The following is a 23,679-nucleotide window of genomic DNA, read 5'->3' on the forward strand; positions in this document are numbered from 1 at the left end:
AGGCCCATAAAGGGCCTCGCCGGCATCTTTCAGAAGTTTTGCGGTCATGCGGCTTCACCTTCGAATTCACGGGCCAGCTCGTCACGGAAGCCGACCAGATACCAGCCGGTCACATTGCTATTCGGCATAACGCCGTAGGCATGGACTTCGCCGTTACGCTTGATGACGACCTTGTCAGCAGTTTCGAGGATGCGAGCGCGGATTTGATTGTTGGTCATGATTTTCGGGCCTCCTTGCCCAGATCGGCGGGACAATTCCCTTCCGTTCATGTCCTAAATCTAGGACATTTATTTCCGGATTGCAAGAGGAATTTTCGATGAGCGATCAAAATCAGGGCCGCGCGCCCCAGGACAATTTGCGAGTGAAGCCTCTAAAGTGGCGCGAGGATCGGACAGCAATTGCGCTTGGCGCGAAGTGGATGGTCTGGCCCTACCCCGACCCACTGAATGACGGCCTTGGCAATTGGCTGTGGCAAGTCGTTGATGCGGCCCCACATGCGTCGGGACGGTTTCATAAATGGGACGCCTGCGCGCCTACGGCAATGCCATCGTCCCGCAAGTCGCGGCCGAAGTGATCGGCGCCTACATGGAGATCGCAGCATGACGAACCCTGAAACCCCCTCCCCCAAGAACAATTTGCGAGTGAAGCCTCTAAAGTGGCGCGAGGATCGGACAGCAATTGCGCTTGGCGCGAAGTGGATGGTCTGGCCCTACCCCGACCCACTGAATGACGGCCTTGGCAATTGGCTGTGGCAAGTCGTTGATGCGGCCCCACATGCGTCGGGACGGTTTCATCGCGAAGCCGAAGCCAAGGCAGCCGCGCAGGCTGACTTTGAGGCCCGCATCTTGTCCTGCCTCGCCACCACGGAGGGCTCCGATGCGTAGCTTGGATCATTGCCCGAATTGCAAACGCGAGTTTTATGCCCACGCGCAGGATGCCTACTGCGAAGAGTGCTGGCGCGCATGGTGCAAAAATGACGGGACGTTCGAAGAGCGCACCAAGCCCTGGGTCTCGTTGATCGAAACGCCGGCCCCCAAGAACATTCTGGTGGCGCCCAACCTTCACACACCGGAAGTCTCTGACCGAACGTGCGAAGTCCAACGGCGAAACCATCTGGTGGGTGCGGTGGGCTTGGTTCCAAATCACTTATTCGAGGTGGGTATGATGACCGACACACCCAAGACCAAAATGACGGACGTCGAGTGGAAAGCACAGCTCGATCAGGCCCGTGTATCCGGGTTCGCCGAAGGCATCGAGCGCGCGGCGAAGATTGCCGACGAGCACGCCGCTCATTTTGAAAAACAGGCAGCCACCACCTTATCGGATCGCTCGCATGATGCTTTTCTATTGGCGGCCGATGCCTGCGAGTTAACGGCGGACGCCATCCGCGCGATCATGGGAGGCTCCGAACCGTGAGCTTCCTACGTCAAGCAGCATCCAATGATGACACCAAAAGGCGAATTGGCGTCAAGATTTGCCAGTTCGCCAATGGTGAGTGCGATTGCGCTGGTCGTGAGAGGCTATGCGAAAGGGTCGAGGCCCTTGCCGCACTCGTCATTACGCTGGCGAAATCGGAGGGTTCGCGATGAGCATCGTTGTCTACCAGCGATCAGCTTCATACGAAGATATCGCGGCCGAGATGGATAGGCGCGGCCGGGTGATCGAGGATCTTGAGCAGCAGAATGCGGCGCTCAAGGACGCGCTCAAACTGTCCGACCCCGACCGCCGGCAGTGGTTCATATCGTTCTGCCTCAAGAAATTCGGGCACTTCAATCGCTTCGAAATTTGCCAGACGTTTGGGGTTTCGGCTCCGCAGGCGAGCCTCGACGTTCGCCGCTGGCTGGAGATCAACCCCGGCGGGGCGACCTACAACGCCAGCCGCAAGCGGTACGAGGCCAATCATGTCTAATGACTATACGCAAACACCAGCGCCCTTAAATAGGGCGGTGGTGCCATGAAGCACGATAATGACAACGGCCCTCGCCTTCTCGGCAGACGCGAGGCGGCGGCTTACTGCGGCATCGCGGAATCCACATTTTCTATGTGGGTGGCAACTATGAAGATGCCGCGGCCCATCGCTGGCACGCGGAAGTGGGACAAGCGGGCGATTGACTCTCGGCTTGACGAACTTAGCGGCCTGGGCACGAATGACAACGAAGATCCGTATGAGAAGTGGATGAGGGAAAATGCGGGTTCGGCTTAAGGGCTTGATGAAGGTCAAAAAGACCTTGGCCAGTGGAAAAACCATTTATTACTGCTACGCTTGGCGCGGCGGGCCAATGCTTAAGACAAAAAGCGGCGAGCCTATGCAGCCTGGCGACCCTATGCTGCCTCGCGCATATGCTGATGCGACAAAAGACAGGCAAGTCGACAAGTCAGAGACTATGAATGCTCTGATTACCGAGTATCGCGCATCAACTGACTTCTTGAACAAGGCTGAGAAGACCCGCCGAGAATACGATCGCTATCTCGATATGATCCGGGAAAAATTCGGAAAAGTTCCGATATTTGCAATCCAGGACAAAAGGCACCGTGGCGAGTTTAAGAAGTGGCGTGACAGCATGGCTGACCGGCCGCGCACCGCAGACTATGCGTGGACCACCCTCGCCCGCGTCTTGTCGCATGCAAAAGATAGCGGGCGAATATCAGTGAATGTTGCCGAGCGCGGCGGGCGGCTCTATTCAGCTGATCGCGCTGATAAAATCTGGACCGACGAGCTGATTGGGCGTCTTATCGCGGCCGCCAGCGTCGAAGTTCGCGCGGCGCTGATGATGGCGTTATGGACGGGTCAGCGAAAGGGCGATCTGCTTCGAACTCCATGGAGCGCCTACGACGGGCGCACACTGCGTTTCAAGCAATCCAAGACCGGCGCCAAGGTGGTCATCCCTGTCGGGCAACCGCTGAAGGAGATGCTTGATACGATGAAGAGGCGTTCACCTGTTATCTTGACGAATACGCGCGGGACGCCATGGACGCTGGACGGCTTCAGTTCATCGTGGAGTAAAGCGGTCGGCAAGGCAGAAATCGAAGGGCTAACCTTCCACGACCTACGCGGAACGGCCGTCACGCGCCTGGCCCTCGCCGGTTGCTCGAATGCACAGATCGCAGCAATCACGGGCCACAGCCTGCGTGACGTCGATGCGATTCTCGATGCTCACTATCTCGGCGGAAAGACTGAACTGGCTGAGCAAGCAATGGCAAAATTGGTGGACTTTCAAGATCGATTGAAATCAGATTGACTCAACCCACAATGGAGACGTACTGTATTGCGAGTTTGGCGGTAAGAGGAATTTCTTGGTTTGCAAACATATCATAACATATTGAAAATTTATGTTCGATTTAAGAGGCGGTTTGCACTTACATATTTTGAATAATTACATAAAATCCTGACTTTTAATCAGTAGGTCCAGGGTTCGAATCCCTGCGCTCTCACCAAAAAAATCAAAGACTTACAATCAAAATTGTATTATGAGTTAGCTTGAATATTTCGAGTCGCGGGATAAAAGCCGCGCGGGCCAGTTGAAGCAGTTTAACAGGGTGCTGGCGGACTGCGAATTGAAGTTTGACCGCGAAGGAAATCGCCGCTCCGCTTACAGCCTCCGGCTACCTATATCTGCCCGCGCCTGCTGGAAGACGCCGACATCTACCAGATTGCCAAAAACTGCCGGACGAGTGTGGAGATGATCGAAAAGCACTATGCCGTGCACCTTAAGAACACCATTGATGCCAGGGCCATCAATCTCCGGCGACGAAGGAGCCTACCCTTCATGAGTGAACAGAACCGCGCTGTAGCGGTTATTCCAATCTGCTTTCTTTAGCATGCAGCGCTGCAAGGTCTTCCTTGAGGCGTACCGCCATATCCATGCGTTCATGCAGGATGCTCGTGACACCGAGATCACCGTTTCCCAGTTCGCGGAAGAATACATAGTGGTGCTCGTACCGGCTGAAATAAGCTTCTCGCTTGATGTCGGCCGGGACCGCCATTTTTTGCGGGAGTCTCCGCCAAATCAGGCGACTCTCGCAAAGGCACTGCAAATGCGCATGCAGTCCCCGAATATAGGCGTCGGCCTGCGCCTCCCCCCAAGTCTCCGCGGTGTCATGCCAAATCCTGTCCTGCGCGGCGTCCGCGCGGGGATAAAAGCGATATCCCGCCATGGTCAGCGGCGCTTGTTACGACGGATGACGTCCTCAGCCGAGACGGTGACGAATTCACTGTCATCGGCGCGCATGGCGGGGGCTAGCTCCTTTTGCAAAGCCTCCCATGCCTCGTCGCGGCTTTGCAGGTCCCGGCGTATAAGCGCGCGGATGTATTCGCTGGCGTTCTCATATAGGCCATCGTCGCCAATCTGCTGCTGGATGTGATCTTGCAGCGCACCGCTGACCTTGACGTGAATGCTACCTGACGGCATCGGCGTACCCTTTCGTTCTACCCAGACTATGGGAAGCGTGACAAATATTGTCAATATTCATCACCTGATAGGGTTTCCGTGAACTATAGAATTGCGATCTAGCTCAGGGGCGATTGCGACCGCATCCTGCTTCATCAGTTCCTACCTTGAACCGGCACGGCAGGCATGTATCAATGCGTACAGCGCACCTAAGCATCGCCCCAATATGGTACGCATTGGGTGTCGGGCGATGCGTTGCACGGTTTTCCAACCAGCCACAAGACGGACTGGAAGAAAACCGGCAAGTGCGCCAGGGGCAAGCCCCTTGGAACCCCTTATGACATGCAGCCACAGAATGAACGGTTGTGCCGCCCGCGCAAGCGCTGGACCACCAGAATTTCGAATATTTATGGTTAATCGAGTATTAACGAATGTCCTCCACAACTCGATATAGGAAACGCTTAGGCGATTCCTTTCGAAACGGGAGGCACGCATGTTCAAGTTTCTTTCACGCCAGCGGGAAATGGAAATCGGATCGCTCGTCGTGCTTCCGCCGACCTTCGTCGATCTTGGCCGCATCGATCTTTCGCAACGCCGTGACGATGAAAAGCGTGTCGCCTTTACTCGCGACTACACGTCGGGCCGCGTCGTCAGCGAACCGGAGCCCTGGGTCTGCTGACGCGAGGGTTTATAACAGGCGCCTAATCGCCGATCACCGTCTTGCCCGGTTTCGTCAGGATGCTGGCCGAAGGCACCGTGGGGTCGTTTTCGCTGCGGTCGCGGTGGAGTGCCGCCCTGGCGAGCAGCATCAGCGTAACCGGCGTCGTGACGGTGACGAAGATACCGATAAGGATTTCGTGAAAGACCGGTCGCCCTTCCGTCACCGTGAAGAAGATCATCGAGGCCGTCAGGATACCGCCGGTGCCCCAGCTGGTGCCGAGCGTCGGCGCATGCAGGCGTTCATAGAACGACTTGAAGCGCAGGAAGCCGACGGTGCCGAGCAGCGACAGGCCGGCACCGAGCAGCAGGAAAAACGAGACGAGAAGGGCCGCCCACATCGGCAGTTCGTCTGGATAGCTCACTCGATCACCTCCCCGCGCATCAGGAATTTGGCCAGCGCCACCGTGGCCACGAAACCGAGAAGACCGATGATCAGCGCGGCTTCGAAGTAGATGGGGCTTCCAACGCGGATGCCGTAGGTGATGAGCAGCAGCATGGAATTGACGTAAAGCGTATCCAGCCCGAGAACGCGATCCTGTGCCCGCGGGCCGCGGAACATCCGCAGGCAGGCGAACGCCATGGCGACGGCGAGCAGCACCTGCGCGATGGCGATCGACCAGTAGAGAATGTCGGCGCTCATTCGAAAACCTCCATCAGCATGCGTTCGTAGCGATTCTTGATCAGTTCCAGCCATTCCTCCTCGTTCTTGAGGTCGAGGATATGGATGAGGAGCGTGCTCTCCGTCGAATTATATTCGAGCCAGGCGGTGCCCGGCGTGCTGGTCAGCAACACCGCCAGGATGGCAAGGCCCGTCGGGTTCGTCATCTCCAGGGGAATGGTCATGAAGCCGGGTTTGCGCCGGCCTTTGCGGTCGTTGAGGATCTGCGACGCCACCGACAGGTTCGAGAGAATGATGTCATAGAAGACCAGGGCCAGCAGCCGGGCAAACGAGCCGATCTTCTTCAGCTGCGGCTTGTCCGGCCGCAGCGATGCCATCGCCGCCGATGCCAGCAGCGCGATCACCGAACCGAGCACCAGATGCCCCAGGGAGAACCGGTTGAGCGATAGCCACATCAGCACCAGGGAGACGAACAGCAGCGGATAGGGAAGGATTGTCCTCATGGCTGCCCCCCTTCCTGTGGCTTGATCGGCTGTGCGCTCATGACGTCGTTCATATAGCTTTGCGGGACATGCAGGTTGCGGGCGGTCTCCTCGAGATAGGCCATCACCGAGCCGCCTTCGAGGGTCAGCATCACCGTGAGGAACAGCAGAAGGATCACCGGCGCCATTTCCATCACCAGCACCCGCGGCACGGTTCCCTCGATCGAGGCCCAGAAGGTGCGGATGCCGGCGCGCGTCATGGCGATCAGCGCCGACAATCCCGACAGAATGATGAGGGCGACCAGCCACCAGGCGGACGGGCGGATGGCAAGGTCGCTGCCGAGCCCGGCGGGATTGAACATCGACGACATCATGGCGAACTTGGCGATGAAGCCAGACAGCGGCGGCAGGCCCGCCAGCAGAATGCCGCACATGCCGAAGCAGATGCCGAGCGCCGCCAGCGTTCCGGGCATCGCCACGCCCACCTCGTCATCCTCCTCTTCCTCGTCGGCGTCGCCATAGGCTTCCATGGTGACGGCAAGAACGTTGGCGCCGGCATCCTGTCCTCTTTCGACCAGTTCGATGAGCAGGAAGAAAGCGGCAATCGTCAATGTCGAGCTGACCATATAAAACAGCGCGCCCGCGGTGACGCCGGTCGAGCCCCAGCCGACGGCGGCGAGCATCGTACCGGAGGAGACAAGAACGGAATAACCGGCAAGCCGGCCGAGCGCCTGGGACGCCACGACCCCGACGGCGCCGAACGCCATGGTGATCATGCCGCCATACAGCAGAACGTCGAAGCCGAAGCCTGCCGATTCCTGGGCCTGGTCACCGAACAGCAGCAGCGAAAGCCGCATTATGACGTAGACGCCGAGCTTGCTCATGACCGCGAAGATGGCCGCAACGGGAGCGGCAGCGGCGGTATAGGCCGGCGGCAGCCAGAAATTCAGCGGCCACATGCCGGCCTTGACCAGGAAAGCGACCCCCAGCACGGCGCAGCCGGCCTCCAGCAGGATGCGGTTTTCATGCGGCAGCTCGGGAATGCGTGCCGCGAGATCGGCCATGTTCAGCGTTCCGGTGATGCCGTAGATCAGGCTGACGCCGATCAGGAACAGCAATGCCGCCGCCAGGTTGACGGCGATGTAGTGCAGGCCCGCCTTGACGCGCGCCGGGCCGGAGCCGTGCAGCAGGAGCCCGTAGGAAGCCGCCAGCATCACTTCGAAGAAGACGAAGAGATTGAAGAGATCCCCCGTCAGGAAGGCGCCGTTCAGCCCCATCAGCAGCAGTTGGAACAACGTGTGGAAATGCGGCCCCGCCTTGTGCCAGCGCGCCAGAGAAAAGATCAGCGAGGCCAGCGCCAGAAGCGCGGTCAGCACCAGCATCATCGCCGACAGCCGGTCGGCGACGAGAACGATGCCGAAGGGCGCCGGCCAGTTGCCGAGCATGTAGACGGCGGTCACGGACGCGCCCGGCGCATGTACCGCGCTGACATAACGCATGATCTGCACGGCGACGACGAGCAGCGCCAGCGTCGACAGCACGCTGATCATCGACTTGGCGACACGGCGCTTTTCGTCGAGCAGCACCAGGATGGCGCCGACGACGAGCGGGATTAGAATAGGCGCGATGACCAGGTGTTCGGACCAAAAACTCATTTCGACTGCTCCCGCCCGTCGACATGGTCGGTGCCGGTCAGGCCGCGGGAGGCCAGCAGTACCACCAGGAACAGCGCCGTGGTGGCGAAACCGATGACGATCGCCGTCAGCACCAGGGCCTGCGGCACCGGATCGGTGAATCTTGCCGGATCGGCGATACCGCCCTCCGGCAGGATCGGCGGCGCGTGCCGCTTGATGCCACCAACGCCGAAAATGAACAGGTTGACGGCATAAGACAGCAGCGAAAGCCCGACGATCACCTGATAGGTGCGCGGGCGCAGGAGAAGCCAGACACCGGAGCCGGTCATCACGCCGATACCGATTGCGAGAACGAGTTCCATCACGCCTCCTCCGACTTGAGCGGTTCCGGCGAACGGACGCGGTAAACGCGGATCGACTGGTGGGCAAGTGCGATCAACATCAGAACGGTGGCGCCGACCACGAGTGCGAAGACGCCGAGATCAAAGAGCATCGCCGTCGCCAGCGGAACCTTGCCGATCAGCGGAATGTCGACATATTGCGCATACGTCGTCAGGAACGGCCGGCCGAACAGCCACGACCCCATGCCCGTAGCGGCGGCGGTCAGCAGGCCGGCGCCGATCCAGCGGACCGGCAGGATGCGCAGGCGGTCTTCCGCCCAGCGCGCGCCGCCGGCGAGATATTGCAGCAGGAAGGCGATCGCCATGGCGATGCCGGCGGCAAAACCGCCGCCCGGCAGATCATGGCCGCGGACGAACAGGAAGGCTGCGAAGGTGATGATGACCGGGAACAGCCACTGCATGATCACCGACGGCACCAGCAGGTAATCGCGCACGGTATCGCCCGGCGCGCGCTCGGGACGGGCATCGTCATAGGCATTCTGGATGCGCTGCTGCTCCGGCACCGCGACACTGTCGGCGGCCGGACGGAACCGGCGCAGCAGGGCAAAGACGGTCAGGGCGACGATGGCGAGCACGGTGATCTCGCCCATCGTGTCGAAGGCGCGGAAATCGACCAGGATGACATTGACGACATTGCGCCCGCCGCCTTCGGTATAGGCTTTTTCCAGGAAATAATTGGCAATGGCATCCGGCACCGGCAGCGTCATCACCGCATAGGAGAGCAGCGACATGCCGATACCGCAGGCGACCGCGATGGTGAGGTCGCGCAGGCGGCGGAGCCGGCCGGAGAAGTTGACGGTGTTGTCGATCTTCTCGTTGCGTTTCGGCAGCCAGCGCAGGCCGAGCAGGATGAGCACGGTGGTCACAACCTCGACCAGCAGCTGGGTGAGCGCCAGATCTGGGGCGGAAAGCCAGACAAAGGTCAGGCAGGTCATCAGCCCTGCCCCGCCGAGCATCGTCAGCGCCGCCACCCGATGATATTTCGCCTGATAGGCAGCGCCGAGGGCGGAGAAGATGCCGATCAGCCATATCATCGAGAAGACCAGGTCCGGCCGGGCGAAGGACAGCGGCCGCGGATGGAAGCCGCCGAAATACAGAGGCACGAAGGCGGCGACGAAACCCAGCGCCGTCAGAAGCCGCAATTGCGGCTGCAGCCGGCGGGTGCCGCTATAGGCTTCCAGCCAGCGAGCCCATTTCCACGAAACGGTAACGAGGATGCGCTCGAAGATGCGCTGTCCCTGCAGGTGACGAAAGAGCGGCGGTCCGTTTTCGCAGGTGGCAAGATAGCGGCGCAGCAAGAGGTATAGTAAAGTACCTGCGGCTAACGCCACGATACTCATGACCAGCGGCAGGTTGAAGCCGTGCCAGACCGCAAGGCTGTATTCCGGCGTTTCGGTGCCGAGCACGGCGGTGACGGCGGTGTGCAGGAACGGGCCGATGGACATGGCCGGAACCATGCCGACGATCAGGCACAGCAGCACCAGAAGCTCGATCGGCAGGCGCATCCAGTGCGGCGGCTCGTGCGGCTCGGCCTTCGGCAGATCGGTCGGCGGCGGGCCGAAGAAGACGGTGTGGATGAAGCGCAGCGAATAGGTGACGGCAAAGGCGCCGGCGATGGTCGCGATATAGGGCAAGGCCTTGTCGAGCATCGAATCCGCATGGGTTTCGACGGTTTCGGCAAAGAACATCTCTTTCGACAGGAAGCCGTTGAGCAGCGGCACGCCCGCCATGGCGGCGCTTGCGACCATGGCGAGCGTCGCGGTGATCGGCAGGAACCGGAAGAGCCCGCTCAGTCGCCGCATGTCACGCGTGCCGGTCTCATGGTCGATGATGCCGGCTGCCATGAACAGCGATGCCTTGAATGTCGCATGGTTCATCATGTGGAAGATCGCAGCCACCGCCGCCAGCGGACTGCCGAGGCTGAGCAGCGTGGTGATCAGCCCCAGATGGCTGATGGTCGAATAGGCAAGCAGGCCCTTCAGGTCCTGCTGGAAAATGGCGAAATAGGCGCCCAGCAGCAATGTCGCCGTGCCGGCGAGCCCGACCAGCCAGAACCATTCATAGGTGCCGGACAGCGCCGGCCAGAGCCGCACCAGCAGGAAGACGCCGGCCTTCACCATGGTCGCCGAATGCAGGTAGGCCGAAACCGGCGTCGGGGCCGCCATGGCGTTCGGCAGCCAGAAATGAAAGGGAAACTGCGCGCTCTTGGTCAGAGCCCCCATCAGCACCAGGATGAGCGCCGGCAGATAGAGCGGGTGGGCGCGGATCGCATCGCCCGCCGCCAGAACCTTGTCGAGATCGTAACCGCCGGCGATATGGCCGAGCAGCAGCAGGCCGACAAGGAGACAGAGGCCGCCCATGCCGGTGACCGTCAATGCCATGCGGGAACCGTCGCGAGCTGCGGCGTTCTGGTGCCAATAGCCGATCAGCAGGAAGGATACGATGCTCGTCAATTCCCAGAAGATCGCCAGCAGGATCAGGTTTCCCGACAGCGCGATCCCCAGCATCGCCCCCATGAAGGCGAGCAGGAAAGAGAAGAACCGCGGAACCGGGTCCTCCTTCGACATGTAGTAGTGGGCATAGACTGCCACCAGGAGACCGATGCCGGTGATCAGCATCGCAAACATCCAGGCAAACCCGTCCATCCGCAGGGTGAAGTTCAGATCGAGCGTCGGCAACCACTCGAACGATATGCGCACGACATTGCCGCCGGCAACCGACGGATAGAGGGCCGCGGTGATCACCAGGGCGGCCAGGGCGACCAGTCCCGCCAGGGACGCCGCGGCGGTGCGCGCTGCCGTCTTCAGCAACGCGGCGGCGAAGCTTCCAAGGAAGGGAAGCGTCAGGAGAAGAAGGAGAAGGTCCTCGTCGTTCATGTCGTTTTCGGCTTGCAGCTAAGGCTTCAGGAAAACACTGGAAGGGTCACAATTCCGTCCGGATCGGCAAAGGACGGCTTGCGGAACCCGACAGTTCCTTCCTGCAAGAAGACCGACGCATCACCGCCCCGGCCAGCGGACAGGCATGTCAGAAACGAGAAGCCGGCGGGCCGCGCGACAGCGACGACAATGGGAAATCAGCGACCCGAACGGCCGAAAGCCTGGCATTCGTTGCACCCGGTCCCAGATCGGCGGCGCCGGTCGTTGGCGGCACGAGCACGAAAAGCCGTTCCATCGCGACGGGAGCAATTACAAAAAGACGCTCGAAAGATGCAGCCGCGTCTCCCGACCCCACCTCGTCGGGCGCGGCAGCGCGCTCCAGCGCCATGCGCTCCGCACCGGCGGAAGCAGCGCCGTTCATGGACAATGTCACCAAAAGCACGGCAACGATAGCGGAAAGACAGGGTGAGCAGCGACGTTTTCCGAAAAAGGATGAAAACGCTCCGATCAATCGTGCCTCCGGCCTGCTTTGAATATCCTCGGGAATCGCGGCTTTTCCACCACTTTGAGCACTTTAAGGCATCCCATCCTCCGATGTCCACACGAAAAAGATGGAAATTGGTATTTTATTCTGGCGCCACAGCAGAAGCATGAGGAAGACGGCACAACGGAACACGGAAATGGTGATGGAGCGGTATTTTTTTCTATTTTGAAGGCTTTTTTGCTTCGGTCCCGAGGGTAAATCCCGGCATGCGGCCACACCAATTTGCCATGATCGGCGAGGATGATCCTTCCGGCTCTTGCGATCGAATGCAAGGCACAGGGAACAATCCTTGTCCAGGGACGTTTAGATGATCGCGAGGAAGAACCGGATATCCTGTCGGAGGGCACCATGAAAGCCATTATCGCAAGTTCGGCCTTATTGCTGGCAACCACACCTGCCTTGGCCGCTGATCTCGTCTACCAGGAGCCCATCGCTCCGGAAGTGATCGCAACGCCCGAGACCTTCAGTTGGAGCGGACCTTATATCGGTCTGCAGGGCGGCGGCAGTTGGCTTAGAGGCGATCTTGACGGTCCTGGATTCAATGACCGGGAACATTTCAATGGCGGCATCCTCGGCGGTTTCGTCGGCTATAACTATCTCCTCGACAACAATGTGGTTCTGGGTGCCGAAGGCGACCTGAACTACAACTGGAACGAAAAAGGTATCGGAGGTGGCGTCGATGCCGGAACGGATCTGAGTGGATCGGTGCGCGCCCGCGTCGGTTATGCGCTTGACAATGCATTGATCTATGCGACGGCCGGCTGGGCAGTCACTCGCGGCTACGCCGACGTGCCCGGCGCTGGCACGGATCGCGCCACGTTCAACGGCTATACGGTCGGCGCCGGCGTCGATTACGCCTTCACGCAAAAAGTCTTCGGACGCGCCGAATACCGCTTTAGCGACTATGGCGAAAAGAGCATTTCCGGCATCGACGTCGATCCGAAGCAGCATACGCTGATGATCGGTATCGGCGTGAAGTTCTAAAAATCGTTGCCTTCAGCCGTAGCACCACCCATTTATTCGCCATCCTCGGGCTTGTCCCGAGGATTCAGGCATGTTTGATTTATTCTTTATCGTCAATTGCTTGGCAGGCGACGGCAGATCCTCGGGACAAGCCCGAGGACGACGTTGGAGAGGGATCAGCCCATCCCCGAAAAACTCACTGCATCTCGAACGTCCCCGTCAGGGACGCCTGGCTGATGATATGCCGACGCGCTTCCCGCCACATCGCTTCCACTCCGGCAGCCGCCGTGACCGGCAGGCTCGGAACGTCCAGCGCCGCCAGCTTGAAGTGATAATGGTGGAGGCCGTGGCCGCGCGGCGGCTGCGGACCGTCATAACGGGCGTAACCGAAATCATTTTCGGAAAAATGCAGGCCGCCATGTTTCGCATCCATGCCAACCGGCAGGTCGCGCCAGTCGGCAGGAATGTCGAAGATGCCGCAGTGGCGGAACGTTCCGCTCGGCGCATCGGGGTCTTCGACGATCAGGGCAAAACTCTGCACATTGGGGGGCGCGCCTTGCCAGCGCAGGGGCGGAAGCAGGTTTTCTCCGGATCGCGCATATTTCTGGGGAATCTGGTCGCCCTCGGCAAAAGCCGTGCATACGAGGGTCAAGGTCATTCCATGCTCCTTTCTCCTGTCGTAAGTTCGATGAGCCCTCAAAAGCAACAGACTGTTGATCCTATGCGGGCCATCGATGGAAAACGCCCATGACGGCGGGAAGTTCCGCCGGAGGTCAGCTTTCCACCAGCAGATAGGGTTCCTTCGCCGGCTGCGTGACCGAGAAGACCGAAGGCCCGATCGCGTGGAAGAAGCGCCGGAAGATTTCGATGAAGATGCGCACGAAAAGCGGCTTGGCCGCGCCGTACATGTCGGCGACGATCAGGGTCGGCGGCGGCAGATCGTCGAGGATCGGCCGCCGCACGATGGCGGCGCCGTCCGACGTCGCCCGGCCGATCGGGCGCATGTTGAGCACCGACATGCCGAAGCCGGAGGCGACGGCGGAACGGACGGTCTCGTAGGAGCGGGTGTGAAAGCGCACCTCGGGGCGTTTGGCCAGCACGTCGAACAGGGTCAGCAGGTAGGTCGCCGTCTGCGGCATGTCGAGCAACACCAGCGGCCGGGTGGCGAGATCCGACAGCCAGACGGCATCGCGTCCGGCCAGCGGATCGTCGGCATGCAGCACGGCATGCGCCGGCACGCGGCAGATGCGGGTGACGCTGTCGGTGTGGATCGGGCCGATATCGTAGAGAATGGCCAGATCGATCAGGCCTTCCGCAAGCCAGGCCTGCAACTGCACCTGGTCGCCTTCGAGAAGATCGATTTCGACGTCGCCGACATTGTCGACGTAGCTGCGCAGCATCTCCGGCATGAACAGCGCGCCGAACGGCTCGAAGCAGCCGATCCGCAGCACCTTGGGAACCCGGTCGCTCAGATCGCCGATCGCCCGGTTGAATTCGTTGGCCGCCGACAGCATGACGCGCGCGGCACTGACGAAGCGTTCGCCCGCCGGGGTGATCTGCACGCCCCGCGCCGGACGGCGGTCGAAGATACGGGCGCCCATCTCGCCTTCCGCCAAAGCAATGGCCGCCAGGATCGAGGATTGCGAAATGTAGAGCGCCTTCGAGGCGGCCTGGACGCTGCCCAGCCGGGCGACCTCGCTGACATACCGGAGCTGACGAATGGTGAGGTTCATGGCACGCCAAAATTGTTACATAAAATAGAAAAAGTTCTTCTGAATAATACATTTTGTGAAACGAAAAGAAAGCGGCAGACTGCCCTCGTCAAATCAAATCCGCCGATAGAGCGGATGGTGAAGACAAGGGGTTCAAAAGCAGAATGTCGAAAACCAACCCACTTTCCGGGATCAATTCCCTGTGCCTTCTGGATGCCGCGGCGCTCGCCAAGGCGTTTGGCGCAGGCGACGTTTCGCCCGTCGAGGTCGCGACCGCGGTCATGGACCGGGCGGAAGACATCAATGCGTCGCTGAATGCCTTTACCTTCGTCGATCGCAAGGGCGCTCTCGAAGCTGCCGCCGCATCGGAGAAGCGCTGGCGGGCCGGCGAACCGCTTTCCGACGCCGACGGCGTTCCCACCACGCTCAAGGACATCGTCTGGGTCGACGGCTGGAGCGTTCGCTACGGCAGCAAAACGACGCCTGCCGAGCCTTATCGCGCCGATGCGCCCGCCGTCGAGCGGATGCGCGCTGCCGGCGCCGTGTTCATCGGCCAGACGACGACGCCGGAATTCGGTTGGAAAGCCGTTACCGACAGCACGCTGTGCGGCATCACCCGCAATCCTGTCGATCCCAGCAAGGGTTCCGGCGGCTCCTCCGGCGGTGCGGCGGTGGCGGCGGCGACCGGTGCAGGCGTCTTCCATCTCGGCACCGACGGCGGCGGCTCGATCCGCGTCCCGGCCTCCTTCTGCGGCATCGTCGGCCTGAAACCGACCTTCGGACGCGTACCCGCCTACCCGGCCAGTGCTTTCGGCACGGTTGCCCATCTCGGGCCGATGACGCGTAGCGCTGCGGATGCGAAAGCGATGCTGAAGATCATGTCCGGCCGCGACCTGCAGGACTGGGCACAGGGCGCCGGCCAGTTGGCACCGCTCGATGACGAGGCAGTGGATCTGTCCGGCCTGAAGATCGGTTACTGGTCAGAGCCGCCTGTCGGCGCGGTCGATGCCGACGTCAAGCGTATCGTCGATGCCCGCGTGGCGGAACTGCGGGCGGCGGGCGCCAGCGTCGAGCCGATCGTGCTGCCGGGCGAAAACCATCTCGATCTCTTCCACCATCACTGGTTCACCGGTGCTGCTGCGAGACTGGCGCTTGTTCCCGAAAGCGAGCGTGCCGGCATCGACCCGGGCTTCCTCGATATTGCCGCGCAAGGCGGCCGGATCGATGCCAAGGGCCTGATTGCCGCGCAGGTGCGCCGCTCCGAATTCGGCAGCGCCATGGACCGGCTGCTGGAGACGTACGACTTTGTCGTCTCGCCCGGCACGGCCATCCCGGCCTTCGAAGCCGGTCTCGAATTTCCCGCCGACGGCCGCTACCGACGCTGGACGGAATGGGCCGCCTTCAATTTTCCGATCAATCTCAGCCAGCAGCCGGCCTGTGTGATACCGTGCGGTGCGACGCCGGAAGGCCTGCCGGTGAGTTTCCAGATCATCGGAGCGCGTGGCGCCGATGCCCGCGTCCTTTCCGCCGCGGCGAGCCTGGAGGTGCTCTTCTCCAGGTAAGCACATGACTGACGCATGACGACTGACAACCAAGGATAAAAGGGGTACCGTTATGATGAAGAGACGTGCAATGCTACAGGGAGTGATCGGCGCGGGAGCCGCCGGTACACTTCTCGCCAACATCAACAGCACTGCCCGCGCGCAGGACACGACGCCGATCCCGGTCGGTTCGGCCTTGCCGATGTCGGGTTTTGCCGCGGCTGACGGCATCGAGTTCAAGAACGGCCTCGATCTCGCCGCCGAAGAAATCAACGCTGCCGGCGGCATTTTGGGTCGGCCGATCGAAATCCACGTCGAAGACACCAAGGAAATGGGCGCCGACATCGTCAGCCAGGCGATGCAGCGTCTCATCGACCGCTTTAGCACGCCGGTGCTGATGAACGGCTACAATGTCGGCACCAACATGATCGAGATGGACATTGCCGCCGACAATGACGTCATCATGATGCACTACAACACGCTGATTTCGCACAACGAAAAGTTCAAGACCGATCCCGATCGCTACTACGGCTGCTTCCAGGGCGACCCGCCGGAATATTGGTACGGCCCCGGCTGCCTCAACTTCCTGAAGACATTGTCGGAAGGCGACAAGTGGAAGGCGCCGAACAAGAAGATCGCCATCATTCCCTCGGCGAACGAATATTCGATCGTCATCGCCAACGCCATTCGCGACAAGGCGACGGAATACGGCTTCGAAATCAGCCTGTTCGAGACCGTACCCTTTCCGACCAACCAATGGGGACCGACGCTCGCCAAGCTGCGCCAGGATCCGCCGGCGGCAATCATCGTCACCCACTTCCTGCCGCAGGACCTTGCCCAGTTCATGGTGCAGTTCCTGGCGCAACCGATCAACAGCCTGGTCTACATGCAGTACGGCCCGTCGCTGCCGGCCTTCCGCGAAATCGGCGGCGAAGCCGTCAACGGCGTCATCTATTCGACGGTCGTCGGCTGCCTGCCGGACGATTTTTCCAAGCCGTTCCGCGAAGCCTACCGTGCCAAGTTCGGCCCGAATTCGGCCTATATCACCGGTTCGCAGACCTATGACGGCTTGTGGATGTGGGCGATTGCGGCAGCCATCGCCGGCGGCCCCAGCGAGCCGTTCAACAAGGAACAGACGCAGAAGGTGGCCGCCGCGCTGCGCCGCAACGTCTACCGCGGCGTCAACGGCACCTACCGCGCCGATCCGGCCGGCCAGTCGACCTATTGCTACCCGACGCAGGTCGCCGACCCGTCGCTCGGCATGCCGCACCAGTTCCTGCAGCACCAGGATTACAAGACCGACCCGAAGCTCATCGCCCCGGCGCTCTACGCCACCGACAGCTTCGTCCTGCCGCCGTGGTTCAAATAACCACGACGGATAACCATCATCGGTGAATGCGGGTGATGCGGGCCGGAGCTTTCGGCCCGCAGGCTCTCCGCATGAAGGAGCAGGTCATGAGCGACGATATGGGTCCCATGCTCGTATGCGAAAATGTCGTGAAGCGTTTCGGTTCGCTTGCGGCGGTGGATGGCGTATCGCTGTCGGTGAACCGGGGCGAGATCGTCGGGATCGGCGGCCCGAACGGCGCCGGCAAGACGACGTTCTTCGATGTCATCACCGGCATCATCCCGGCGACGGAGGGGCGCATGCGTTTCGGCGATACGGATATCGGCGGGCTTGGCGCCGACCGGATCTGCCAGCTCGGCATGGCGCGGACATTCCAGCTCAACGCCGCCTTCGACAGCCTGACGGTGCGCGAAAATGTCGACATCGCCGCCTATTTCGGCCGCGGCAAGCGGCGGATACCGGGTTTTCGCCTCGGCAACGAGGTGCGCGACCAGACGGAAGAGGCGCTCGCCTTCGTCGGCCTCTCCGCCAAGGCGGACGAGACGGTGGCACAATTGCCCGTCCTCGACCGCAAGCTGCTGATGATCGCCGGCGCGATCGCTACCAAGCCGCAGATTCTCTTTCTCGACGAGCCCGTCGGCGGCCTCAACGGCGACGAGATCGACCACATCATGGCGCTGGTGCTGAAGCTGCGCGACCAGGGCATGACGGTGGTGCTGATCGAGCACGTCATGCGTTTCCTGCTTGCGCTTTCGAGCCGGGTCATCATCATGCATCACGGCAAGGTGATCTTCGAGGGGCCGCCGAGCGCCGTTGCCGAGGACCAGACCGTTGTCGAGACCTATCTCGGCGAAGGCACGCAGAAACGACTGAAGAAGTATTTCGCGGAAGGGGAGACGCAACCATGACGGCTGCGACGTTACCGCCTGTCCTGAGCCTGAAGAATATCGTCTCCGGTTATGGCGGGCTCGATATCCTGAAAGGCATTTCGCTCGATGTCGGCGCCGGCGAATTCGTCACCGTCGTCGGTCCCAACGGGCATGGCAAATCGACCCTGCTGAAGACGATTTCCGGACTGGTGCCGCTGCGCGCCGGTTCGATCAGCATCGACGGCACCGAGGTCACCGGCAAGCCGCATACCGTCGCCGGCCTCGGCGTTGCGCATGTGCCGCAGGGCGACATGCTGTTTCCGGAAATGAGCGTGCTCGAAAATCTGCTGATGGGCGCCTATCTGGCACCGGGCAAGGCGGAAATCGACCGCCGGCTCGATGAGGTCTATACCCTGCTGCCGAAACTCTCCGACCGCCGCCACCAGATTGCCTCGACGCTGTCGGGCGGCGAGCGGCGCATGGCCGGCATCGGCCGCGGGCTGATGATGGGCGGGCGTATCCTGCTGATCGACGAGCCGTCGCTGGGGCTCGCGCCATTGATCATCGAACAGATCTACGGCGTCATCGCCGAACTGAGCAAGGCGGGCCGCACCATCCTGCTGGTGGAGGAAAACCCCGCCCGCGTCGAAGATCTCGCCGACAAGCTGCATCTTCTCGACGACGGCGCGATCGTCTGGTCCGGCCCGCCGGCCGACCTTCTCGCCCGCGAGGAACTGCTCGCAACCTATCTCGGAGGCTGACGGATGACGCTCGACATTCTCATGTCCATTCTCGTCGCCGGCATCACCACCGGCGCCCTCTACGCGCTTGCAACCGTCGGCCTCTCCCTCGTCTGGGGCTCGATGGGCATGCTCAACATGGCGCACGCGGCGATGCTGACCATGGGTGGATACGCCGCCTTCACGGTGTCGTCGGCGCTCGGCCTGCCCGTCATCGCCGGTTTTGCTGGAGCAATCGTCATCGGCATGATCGGCGGCAGCCTGCTTTACATGCTGATCGTCCGCAACCTGCTGAAGAATGACAAGTCGACCTTCGAATCCAACGTCATGATCGCCACCGTCGGCATCGGCATCGCGCTGGAGAACGCCATCCTGATGATCTATGGCGGACAGCCATTGAAGCAGCCGCTGTCGATCCCCGGCACGCTGATGCTCGGGCCGCTCGCCCTGCCCTACCAGAACATCGTCATCATCCTGACCGTCGTGGTGCTGATGGCCTTCATCGCGCTGCTGCTCAACCGCACCCGCATGGGCCGGGCGATCCGCGCCACGGCGCAGAACCGCGATGCGGCGCAGCTGATGGGTGTTGCCGTCAACCGCGTCTATTTCCAGGTCCTGGTACTGTCCGGCGGCCTTGCCGGCATCTGCGGCGTCATGGTGAGCTCGATCACCCAGCTGTCGCCTCCGCTCGGCAACGATCCCATGCTCAAGGCCTTCATCATGTGTGTCGTCGCCGGCCTCGGCAACCTGCCGGGCGCAGTCGCCGCCGCCTTCGGCCTCGCTTTGCTCGAAGCCTTCATCCAGTATGCTGCCGGTGCCCGCTGGGGTTTTCCGTCACTGCTCTTCGTCGTCATCGCCGTGCTGATCTGGCGCCCGTCCGGTCTGTTCGGCCGCGCCCAGATCCGCCGCCTGTGAGGGGAAACCATGTCGAACCAACCCGTTTCCCGCCCCAACAGCCCGACCGGCTCGGCAAAGACCGACCTGGCGATTACCGTCGTGCTGATCGCCATCGCCATCGCCCTGCCCTTCTTCGTCGATAGCCGCTACGTCATGGGCCAGATCGTGCTGGCACTGTTTTATGCGACCATCGCTTCGCAATGGAACCTGCTGTTCGGCTTCTCCGGCATCTTCTCGCTGGCGCAGATGGCGATTTTTGCCTTTGGCGGTTACGCCACGGCGATGATCTGCTTCTATTTCGGCTGGAACGTCTGGGCCGCCGTCGTTCCGGGCGCCGTCGGCGCGATGATCTTCTCGCTTGCCGTCGGGCTTGCCTGCCTGCGACTGACGGGCGTCTATGTGGCGCTGCTGACGCTTGCCATCGCCCAGACCATGTACCAGCTGATCGTCACCGACACCGAGTGTTTTACCATGGTCGGCTCGATCTGCCGGCAGTTCACCGGCGGCGCCGTGGGATTTGCCCGCTTCGGCGAACTCGGCACCCGCGCCCTGCTGAAAGGCCAGTGGCTGGTGGGCAACTACGCCATCGTCGCCACGCTGTTCGCGATCACGATGCTTTTTACCTATGCGATCATCAAGAGTCCCATCGGCCTCGCCTTCCGGGCGCTCAAGGATAATCCGGGTTATGCCGTCGCCCGCGGCGTCAACCGTTTTCAGGCGCAGCTGCTGGTCTTCGGCATCTCCGCCTTCTTTACCGGCCTTGCCGGCGGTTTTTACGCCGCGCATTTCCAAGCGATCGGTCCCGGCATCCTGTCGATGTCGCAGCTGATGTTCATCATCGCCGTGGTCGTCGTCGGTGGCGTCGGCACCTTCTGGGGTCCGCTGGTCGGCACCGTCATCCTCGTCGCAGCCGACGAACTGATGCGCGAAGCAGGTGAATTCCGCACCTTCGGCCTCGGCATCATCATCGCACTTTCCATCATCCTCATGCCGAAGGGGCTCGTCGGCCGCTTGGGCGACCTCGTCCGCTGGAGCCGCAAGCGCGGCCAGGCGGCCCACCGGGAAAAGCTTGCAGAAAGCCCGGCGCCAGCCGGAGAATAAACGTAGAGGGGTTCCATGTACGACACCATCATCATTGGCGCCGGCTCGGCCGGCTGCGTGCTCGCCAACCGCCTGAGCGCTGATCCCGACCGCAAGGTGCTGGTCCTCGAAGCCGGCCGCGCCGCGCCGATCGCCTCCGACATTCCGTCCGACTGGGTGACGATGTTCAACACCGGCGCCGACTGGGGATATTACACCGAACCGCAGGCCGGCTGCCGCGGCCGCCGTATCTTTTGGCCGCGCGGAAAAATGATCGGCGGATCGGGTGCGCTGAACGCGATGATCTATATCCGCGGACTGCCCTCCGACTACGACGCCTGGGAAGCGATGGGCAATCCGGGCTGGGGCTGGAAGGATGTCTTCCCGGTCTTCCTGCAGTCGGAAAACAATGCCGACATCAAGGACAGCCCCTATCACGGCAATGACGGGCTGCTGCACATCGGCAACGTGCCCTACATCGACAAATACGAGCAAATGTGGATCGAGGCGGCTAAGGCGGCCGGCTACGCGTACAATCCGGATTACAACGGCGAAAAGCAGGAAGGCGTCGGCCTCTTCCAGTTCACCATCAAGAACGGCGAACGCTGGGGCACCGGCAAGGCCTATCTGCGCCCGGCGCTGGAACGCCCCAACCTGACGCTGAAATCCGGCGTGCTGGTGACAGGCCTGATCATCGAGAATGGCCGCGCCAAGGGCGTCAAATACTTGGTCGATGGCGTGCCGGAAGTGGCTTATGCCGAGAGCGAGGTAGTGTTGTCTTCCGGCGCCGTTGGTTCGGCGCAGCTTTTGATGCTTTCCGGCGTCGGCCCGGCCGACGAGTTGAAGGAAGCCGGCGTCAAGCCGGTGCACGACCTGCCGGGTGTCGGCAAGGACCTGCAGGACCACCTCAACATCCCGATCAGCTTCTACACCAAGCAACCGATCGGCATCGGCGCCTGGACCGACGAGCTGATCTCCGAAAGTTTTGCCGAATGGCGCGACAAGCGCACCGGCATCCGCACCTCGCCCTGGGTTGCCTCCGGCGGTCATGTCTGCTCGCGTCCCGGCATCGAGCCCGACCTGCAGCTTTACGGCGCGATCAGCCCCCACCGCGACTATGCCCGCTTCCTCGGCGGCCAGGCCGGCGTCACCGGCCACTCGACGCTTCAGCGGCCGAACAGCCGCGGCGAGATCAAGCTACGCTCCGCCAACCCGATCGAATATCCGTCGATCGATCCGAAATATTTCGTCAGCGACCCTGACGGCACCGACCTTGCGACCATGGTCGCCGGCGTGCGCATCAACCGCGCCATCCTGCAGCAGTCGCCGATGAAGGAACTGATCGCCTACGAACTGTCGCCCAGCGCCGAATGCCAGACGGACGAGGAGATCGCCAACTACGTCCGCGGCCACATGACCACCCTCTACCATCCGTCGAGCACCTGCCGCATGGGCACCGACGCCAGGGCGGTGACCGATCCCGCGACATTGCAGGTGCACGGACTGGAAGGCCTGCGCATTGCCGACGCGTCCGTGATCCCGAAGATGGTATCCGGCAATCTCAACGCGCCGACGATCATGGTTGCCGAACGGGCCGCCCAGATGATCCTCGCCGGCTAGAACAATTCCAGGAAAACTGCGAAGCGGTTTTCCGCCCGGAATGCGCAAAACACAGAAAACCAGGCTCGGTAACTGTAATAATTAGGGAGGAAACGCCGTGAAGAAGACAGGCTGGAATTTCCACGAACTCTACCTCTGGCACGAGACCGGGCCGGCATCGATGTTTTTTGCCGCCGGCCTGACGGTCGAGCCGGGCGAGCACGCCGAAAACGCTTCCACCAAGCGGCGTTTCCGCAACCTGATGGAGGTCTCGGGTCTCGTCGACCAGCTGGTCAAGGTCAATTCCGTCGAGATCAGCGAAGACGATATCGCCCTCTTCCACAACCGCGATTATATTCGGCGGATCAAGGCGGAGAGTGACCATCGCGGCGGCGAGGCAAGCTTCCTGACGCCCTTCGGCCGCGGCAGCTACGAGATCGCCGTCCTGGCGGTCGGCGGCACGACGGCGCTGATGGACGGCGTCCTGAGCGGTACGATCGACAATGGTTACGCGCTGGTTCGCCCGCCGGGCCACCATGCCGAGGCCGAACAGGGCATGGGTTTCTGCCTGTTCGGCAACATTCCGATCGCCATCATGAAGAACCGGCAGAAACACAGGTTCGACCGCGTCGCCACGGTGGATTGGGACGTACACCACGGCAACGGCACGCAGGCGGCCTTCTATTCCGACCCGAGCGTGCTGACCATCTCGCTGCACCAGGAACGGCTCTATCCGCCGGATAGCGGCGACCGCGAGGAACGCGGCACGGGTGCCGGCGAAGGGTTCAACATCAACATCCCGCTGCCTGCCGGCAGCGGCCACGGCGCCTATATCGCCGCCTTCGAGCAGGTGGTGCTGCCGGCGCTTGTCCGCTACAAGCCGGATCTCATCGTCGTGCCCTCCGGTTTCGACGCCTCGGGCGCCGATCCGCTCGGCCGCATGATGCTGCACAGCGAAACCTACCGCGAGATGACGCGGATGCTGATGCAGGCAGCCGATACGCTTTGCGGCGGGCGGCTGGTGATGTCGCATGAAGGCGGTTATTCCGCAGCCTACGTTCCCTATTGCGGACTTGCCGTCATGGAAGAACTGTCGGGGATCAAGACCCCCATCGACGATCCTTTCCTGCCGATCTTCCAGGGCTATTACGGACAGCTCATTCAACCGCACCAGCAGGATGCGATCGCCAAGGCGGCGGCGCTGGTCGGGGCCATTCCCGCCTGACTTTGTTGGCACTCATAACGAAACGACAAAGACCGGGGCGG

Annotated in this window: 26 protein-coding genes; 14 read left to right on the forward strand and 12 right to left on the reverse strand. The window is 61.5% G+C overall.

Annotation, left to right across the window (positions count from 1 at the left end; all coding sequences use genetic code 11):
• Positions 1–44 precede the first annotated feature (44 nt).
• Positions 45–218 (reverse strand): hypothetical protein, encoded by a 174-nt coding sequence (locus tag DEM27_RS34010; protein ID WP_165823392.1) that lies wholly within the window; start codon positions 216–218, stop codon positions 45–47.
• Positions 219–599: 381 nt separating this feature from the next.
• Here DEM27_RS34010 and DEM27_RS14510 point away from each other — a divergent pair, with 381 nt between their 5' ends.
• The 4 genes from DEM27_RS14510 to DEM27_RS14530 all read left to right on the forward strand — a co-directional run bounded on the left by DEM27_RS14510 (position 600) and on the right by DEM27_RS14530 (position 3,239).
• Positions 600–884: a hypothetical protein gene (locus DEM27_RS14510; protein ID WP_109458981.1), complete on the forward strand. Its 285-nt coding sequence runs from the start codon at positions 600–602 to the stop codon at positions 882–884.
• Positions 877–1,416 carry a hypothetical protein gene (locus DEM27_RS14515; protein ID WP_109458982.1) on the forward strand — a complete coding sequence of 180 codons (540 nt, stop codon included), beginning with the start codon at positions 877–879 and terminating at the stop codon, positions 1,414–1,416. Before DEM27_RS14510 ends, DEM27_RS14515 begins: the two co-directional genes overlap by 8 nt.
• 169 nt (positions 1,417–1,585) lie before the next feature.
• On the forward strand, positions 1,586–1,909 hold the full coding sequence (locus DEM27_RS14520; protein ID WP_109458983.1) for a BrxR family helix-turn-helix transcriptional regulator: 324 nt from the start codon (positions 1,586–1,588) through the stop codon (positions 1,907–1,909).
• 301 nt (positions 1,910–2,210) lie between these two features.
• The gene (locus tag DEM27_RS14530) at positions 2,211–3,239 is read left to right on the forward strand and encodes a tyrosine-type recombinase/integrase (protein WP_245445847.1); all 1,029 of its coding nucleotides are present in this window, start codon (positions 2,211–2,213) and stop codon (positions 3,237–3,239) included.
• A 556-nt stretch (positions 3,240–3,795) separates the two neighbouring features.
• Here DEM27_RS14530 and DEM27_RS14540 read toward each other — a convergent pair.
• Together DEM27_RS14540 and DEM27_RS14545 are read right to left on the reverse strand one after the other, a co-directional pair.
• Positions 3,796–4,155, reverse strand: coding sequence for a type II toxin-antitoxin system RelE/ParE family toxin (locus DEM27_RS14540; RefSeq protein ID WP_109458986.1), 360 nt, complete (start codon positions 4,153–4,155; stop codon positions 3,796–3,798).
• A 2-nt stretch (positions 4,156–4,157) separates the two neighbouring features.
• Positions 4,158–4,409, reverse strand: a complete 252-nt coding sequence (locus DEM27_RS14545; protein WP_109458987.1) for a ribbon-helix-helix domain-containing protein — start codon at positions 4,407–4,409, stop codon at positions 4,158–4,160.
• Between the two features lie 472 nt (positions 4,410–4,881).
• On the opposite strand from DEM27_RS14545, the gene DEM27_RS14550 reads away from it, so the two are divergent.
• The gene (locus tag DEM27_RS14550) at positions 4,882–5,067 is read left to right on the forward strand and encodes a hypothetical protein (protein ID WP_109458988.1); all 186 of its coding nucleotides are present in this window, start codon (positions 4,882–4,884) and stop codon (positions 5,065–5,067) included.
• Between the two features lie 22 nt (positions 5,068–5,089).
• Here DEM27_RS14550 and mnhG read toward each other — a convergent pair whose 3' ends face one another.
• The 7 genes from mnhG to DEM27_RS14585 all read right to left on the reverse strand — a co-directional run bounded on the left by mnhG (position 5,090) and on the right by DEM27_RS14585 (position 11,541).
• Positions 5,090–5,446 carry a monovalent cation/H(+) antiporter subunit G gene (gene mnhG, locus DEM27_RS14555; protein ID WP_109459271.1) on the reverse strand — a complete coding sequence of 119 codons (357 nt, stop codon included), beginning with the start codon at positions 5,444–5,446 and terminating at the stop codon, positions 5,090–5,092.
• Positions 5,447–5,466: 20 nt separating this feature from the next.
• Positions 5,467–5,748 carry a K+/H+ antiporter subunit F gene (locus tag DEM27_RS14560; RefSeq protein WP_109458989.1) on the reverse strand — a complete coding sequence of 94 codons (282 nt, stop codon included), beginning with the start codon at positions 5,746–5,748 and terminating at the stop codon, positions 5,467–5,469.
• Entirely contained in the window at positions 5,745–6,230 is a 486-nt protein-coding gene (locus DEM27_RS14565) for a Na+/H+ antiporter subunit E (protein WP_109458990.1), read from the reverse strand. Before DEM27_RS14565 ends, DEM27_RS14560 begins: the two co-directional genes overlap by 4 nt.
• Positions 6,227–7,864: a monovalent cation/H+ antiporter subunit D gene (locus DEM27_RS14570; RefSeq protein ID WP_109458991.1), complete on the reverse strand. Its 1,638-nt coding sequence runs from the start codon at positions 7,862–7,864 to the stop codon at positions 6,227–6,229. The genes DEM27_RS14565 and DEM27_RS14570 overlap by 4 nt, the downstream gene beginning before the upstream one ends.
• Positions 7,861–8,205 carry a Na+/H+ antiporter subunit C gene (locus DEM27_RS14575; protein ID WP_109458992.1) on the reverse strand — a complete coding sequence of 115 codons (345 nt, stop codon included), beginning with the start codon at positions 8,203–8,205 and terminating at the stop codon, positions 7,861–7,863. The genes DEM27_RS14570 and DEM27_RS14575 overlap by 4 nt, the downstream gene beginning before the upstream one ends.
• Positions 8,205–11,120, reverse strand: a complete 2,916-nt coding sequence (locus tag DEM27_RS14580; RefSeq protein WP_109458993.1) for a monovalent cation/H+ antiporter subunit A — start codon at positions 11,118–11,120, stop codon at positions 8,205–8,207. Before DEM27_RS14580 ends, DEM27_RS14575 begins: the two co-directional genes overlap by 1 nt.
• Positions 11,121–11,268: 148 nt before the next feature.
• Entirely contained in the window at positions 11,269–11,541 is a 273-nt protein-coding gene (locus DEM27_RS14585; protein ID WP_109458994.1) for a hypothetical protein, read from the reverse strand.
• A 471-nt stretch (positions 11,542–12,012) separates the two neighbouring features.
• Here DEM27_RS14585 and DEM27_RS14590 point away from each other — a divergent pair, with 471 nt between their 5' ends.
• Positions 12,013–12,648 (forward strand): outer membrane protein, encoded by a 636-nt coding sequence (locus DEM27_RS14590; protein ID WP_109459272.1) that lies wholly within the window; start codon positions 12,013–12,015, stop codon positions 12,646–12,648.
• A gap of 175 nt (positions 12,649–12,823) precedes the next feature.
• Here DEM27_RS14590 and DEM27_RS14595 read toward each other — a convergent pair whose 3' ends face one another.
• A complete protein-coding gene (locus DEM27_RS14595) occupies positions 12,824–13,285 on the reverse strand; it encodes a YbhB/YbcL family Raf kinase inhibitor-like protein (protein WP_109458995.1) in 462 nt (153 codons plus the stop codon).
• A gap of 115 nt (positions 13,286–13,400) precedes the next feature.
• The gene (locus tag DEM27_RS14600) at positions 13,401–14,360 is read right to left on the reverse strand and encodes a LysR family transcriptional regulator (RefSeq protein WP_109458996.1); all 960 of its coding nucleotides are present in this window, start codon (positions 14,358–14,360) and stop codon (positions 13,401–13,403) included.
• A gap of 143 nt (positions 14,361–14,503) precedes the next feature.
• Here DEM27_RS14600 and DEM27_RS14605 point away from each other — a divergent pair, with 143 nt between their 5' ends.
• From DEM27_RS14605 to DEM27_RS14640, 8 genes are all read left to right on the forward strand, one after another.
• Positions 14,504–15,901, forward strand: coding sequence for an amidase (locus DEM27_RS14605; RefSeq protein ID WP_109458997.1), 1,398 nt, complete (start codon positions 14,504–14,506; stop codon positions 15,899–15,901).
• A gap of 70 nt (positions 15,902–15,971) precedes the next feature.
• On the forward strand, positions 15,972–17,249 hold the full coding sequence (locus tag DEM27_RS14610; RefSeq protein WP_245445849.1) for an ABC transporter substrate-binding protein: 1,278 nt from the start codon (positions 15,972–15,974) through the stop codon (positions 17,247–17,249).
• Positions 17,250–17,335: 86 nt separating this feature from the next.
• Entirely contained in the window at positions 17,336–18,136 is an 801-nt protein-coding gene (locus DEM27_RS14615) for an ABC transporter ATP-binding protein (protein ID WP_109459273.1), read from the forward strand.
• Complete coding sequence (locus DEM27_RS14620; RefSeq protein WP_109458999.1) at positions 18,133–18,858, forward strand: ABC transporter ATP-binding protein; 726 nt, start codon at positions 18,133–18,135, stop codon at positions 18,856–18,858. The genes DEM27_RS14615 and DEM27_RS14620 overlap by 4 nt, the downstream gene beginning before the upstream one ends.
• Positions 18,859–18,861: 3 nt before the next feature.
• Positions 18,862–19,752 carry a branched-chain amino acid ABC transporter permease gene (locus DEM27_RS14625; RefSeq protein WP_109459000.1) on the forward strand — a complete coding sequence of 297 codons (891 nt, stop codon included), beginning with the start codon at positions 18,862–18,864 and terminating at the stop codon, positions 19,750–19,752.
• A 9-nt stretch (positions 19,753–19,761) separates the two neighbouring features.
• Positions 19,762–20,835, forward strand: a complete 1,074-nt coding sequence (locus DEM27_RS14630) for a branched-chain amino acid ABC transporter permease (protein ID WP_109459001.1) — start codon at positions 19,762–19,764, stop codon at positions 20,833–20,835.
• 15 nt (positions 20,836–20,850) lie between these two features.
• On the forward strand, positions 20,851–22,434 hold the full coding sequence (locus tag DEM27_RS14635) for a GMC family oxidoreductase (protein ID WP_109459002.1): 1,584 nt from the start codon (positions 20,851–20,853) through the stop codon (positions 22,432–22,434).
• Between the two features lie 97 nt (positions 22,435–22,531).
• A complete protein-coding gene (locus DEM27_RS14640) occupies positions 22,532–23,638 on the forward strand; it encodes a class II histone deacetylase (protein ID WP_245445851.1) in 1,107 nt (368 codons plus the stop codon).
• Positions 23,639–23,679: the final 41 nt, after the last annotated feature.

It is taken from the genome of Rhizobium album (genome assembly GCF_003122325.1).
GTDB classification, from domain to species: domain Bacteria; phylum Pseudomonadota; class Alphaproteobacteria; order Rhizobiales; family Rhizobiaceae; genus Metarhizobium; species Metarhizobium album.

Bases quoted from the DNA above. Each gene is read 5' to 3' on its own strand.
- DEM27_RS14545 (WP_109458987.1), bottom strand. From the start codon at position 4,409: ATGCCGTCAGGTAGCATTCACGTCAAGGTCAGCGGTGCGCTGCAAGAT.
- DEM27_RS34010 (WP_165823392.1), bottom strand. From the start codon at position 218: ATGACCAACAATCAAATCCGCGCTCGCATCCTCGAAACTGCTGACAAG.
- DEM27_RS14615 (WP_109459273.1), top strand. From the start codon at position 17,336: ATGAGCGACGATATGGGTCCCATGCTCGTATGCGAAAATGTCGTGAAG.
- DEM27_RS14590 (WP_109459272.1), top strand. From the start codon at position 12,013: ATGAAAGCCATTATCGCAAGTTCGGCCTTATTGCTGGCAACCACACCT.
- DEM27_RS14530 (WP_245445847.1), top strand. From the start codon at position 2,211: ATGAAGGTCAAAAAGACCTTGGCCAGTGGAAAAACCATTTATTACTGC.
- DEM27_RS14600 (WP_109458996.1), bottom strand. From the start codon at position 14,360: ATGAACCTCACCATTCGTCAGCTCCGGTATGTCAGCGAGGTCGCCCGG.
- DEM27_RS14580 (WP_109458993.1), bottom strand. From the start codon at position 11,120: ATGAACGACGAGGACCTTCTCCTTCTTCTCCTGACGCTTCCCTTCCTT.
- DEM27_RS14560 (WP_109458989.1), bottom strand. From the start codon at position 5,748: ATGAGCGCCGACATTCTCTACTGGTCGATCGCCATCGCGCAGGTGCTG.
- DEM27_RS14610 (WP_245445849.1), top strand. From the start codon at position 15,972: ATGCTACAGGGAGTGATCGGCGCGGGAGCCGCCGGTACACTTCTCGCC.
- DEM27_RS14510 (WP_109458981.1), top strand. From the start codon at position 600: ATGACGAACCCTGAAACCCCCTCCCCCAAGAACAATTTGCGAGTGAAG.
- mnhG (WP_109459271.1), bottom strand. From the start codon at position 5,446: ATGTGGGCGGCCCTTCTCGTCTCGTTTTTCCTGCTGCTCGGTGCCGGC.
- DEM27_RS14605 (WP_109458997.1), top strand. From the start codon at position 14,504: ATGTCGAAAACCAACCCACTTTCCGGGATCAATTCCCTGTGCCTTCTG.
- DEM27_RS14520 (WP_109458983.1), top strand. From the start codon at position 1,586: ATGAGCATCGTTGTCTACCAGCGATCAGCTTCATACGAAGATATCGCG.
- DEM27_RS14565 (WP_109458990.1), bottom strand. From the start codon at position 6,230: ATGAGGACAATCCTTCCCTATCCGCTGCTGTTCGTCTCCCTGGTGCTG.
- DEM27_RS14550 (WP_109458988.1), top strand. From the start codon at position 4,882: ATGTTCAAGTTTCTTTCACGCCAGCGGGAAATGGAAATCGGATCGCTC.
- DEM27_RS14625 (WP_109459000.1), top strand. From the start codon at position 18,862: ATGACGCTCGACATTCTCATGTCCATTCTCGTCGCCGGCATCACCACC.
- DEM27_RS14540 (WP_109458986.1), bottom strand. From the start codon at position 4,155: ATGGCGGGATATCGCTTTTATCCCCGCGCGGACGCCGCGCAGGACAGG.
- DEM27_RS14515 (WP_109458982.1), top strand. From the start codon at position 877: ATGCGTAGCTTGGATCATTGCCCGAATTGCAAACGCGAGTTTTATGCC.
- DEM27_RS14585 (WP_109458994.1), bottom strand. From the start codon at position 11,541: ATGAACGGCGCTGCTTCCGCCGGTGCGGAGCGCATGGCGCTGGAGCGC.
- DEM27_RS14595 (WP_109458995.1), bottom strand. From the start codon at position 13,285: ATGACCTTGACCCTCGTATGCACGGCTTTTGCCGAGGGCGACCAGATT.
- DEM27_RS14635 (WP_109459002.1), top strand. From the start codon at position 20,851: ATGTACGACACCATCATCATTGGCGCCGGCTCGGCCGGCTGCGTGCTC.
- DEM27_RS14575 (WP_109458992.1), bottom strand. From the start codon at position 8,205: ATGGAACTCGTTCTCGCAATCGGTATCGGCGTGATGACCGGCTCCGGT.
- DEM27_RS14620 (WP_109458999.1), top strand. From the start codon at position 18,133: ATGACGGCTGCGACGTTACCGCCTGTCCTGAGCCTGAAGAATATCGTC.
- DEM27_RS14570 (WP_109458991.1), bottom strand. From the start codon at position 7,864: ATGAGTTTTTGGTCCGAACACCTGGTCATCGCGCCTATTCTAATCCCG.
- DEM27_RS14630 (WP_109459001.1), top strand. From the start codon at position 19,762: ATGTCGAACCAACCCGTTTCCCGCCCCAACAGCCCGACCGGCTCGGCA.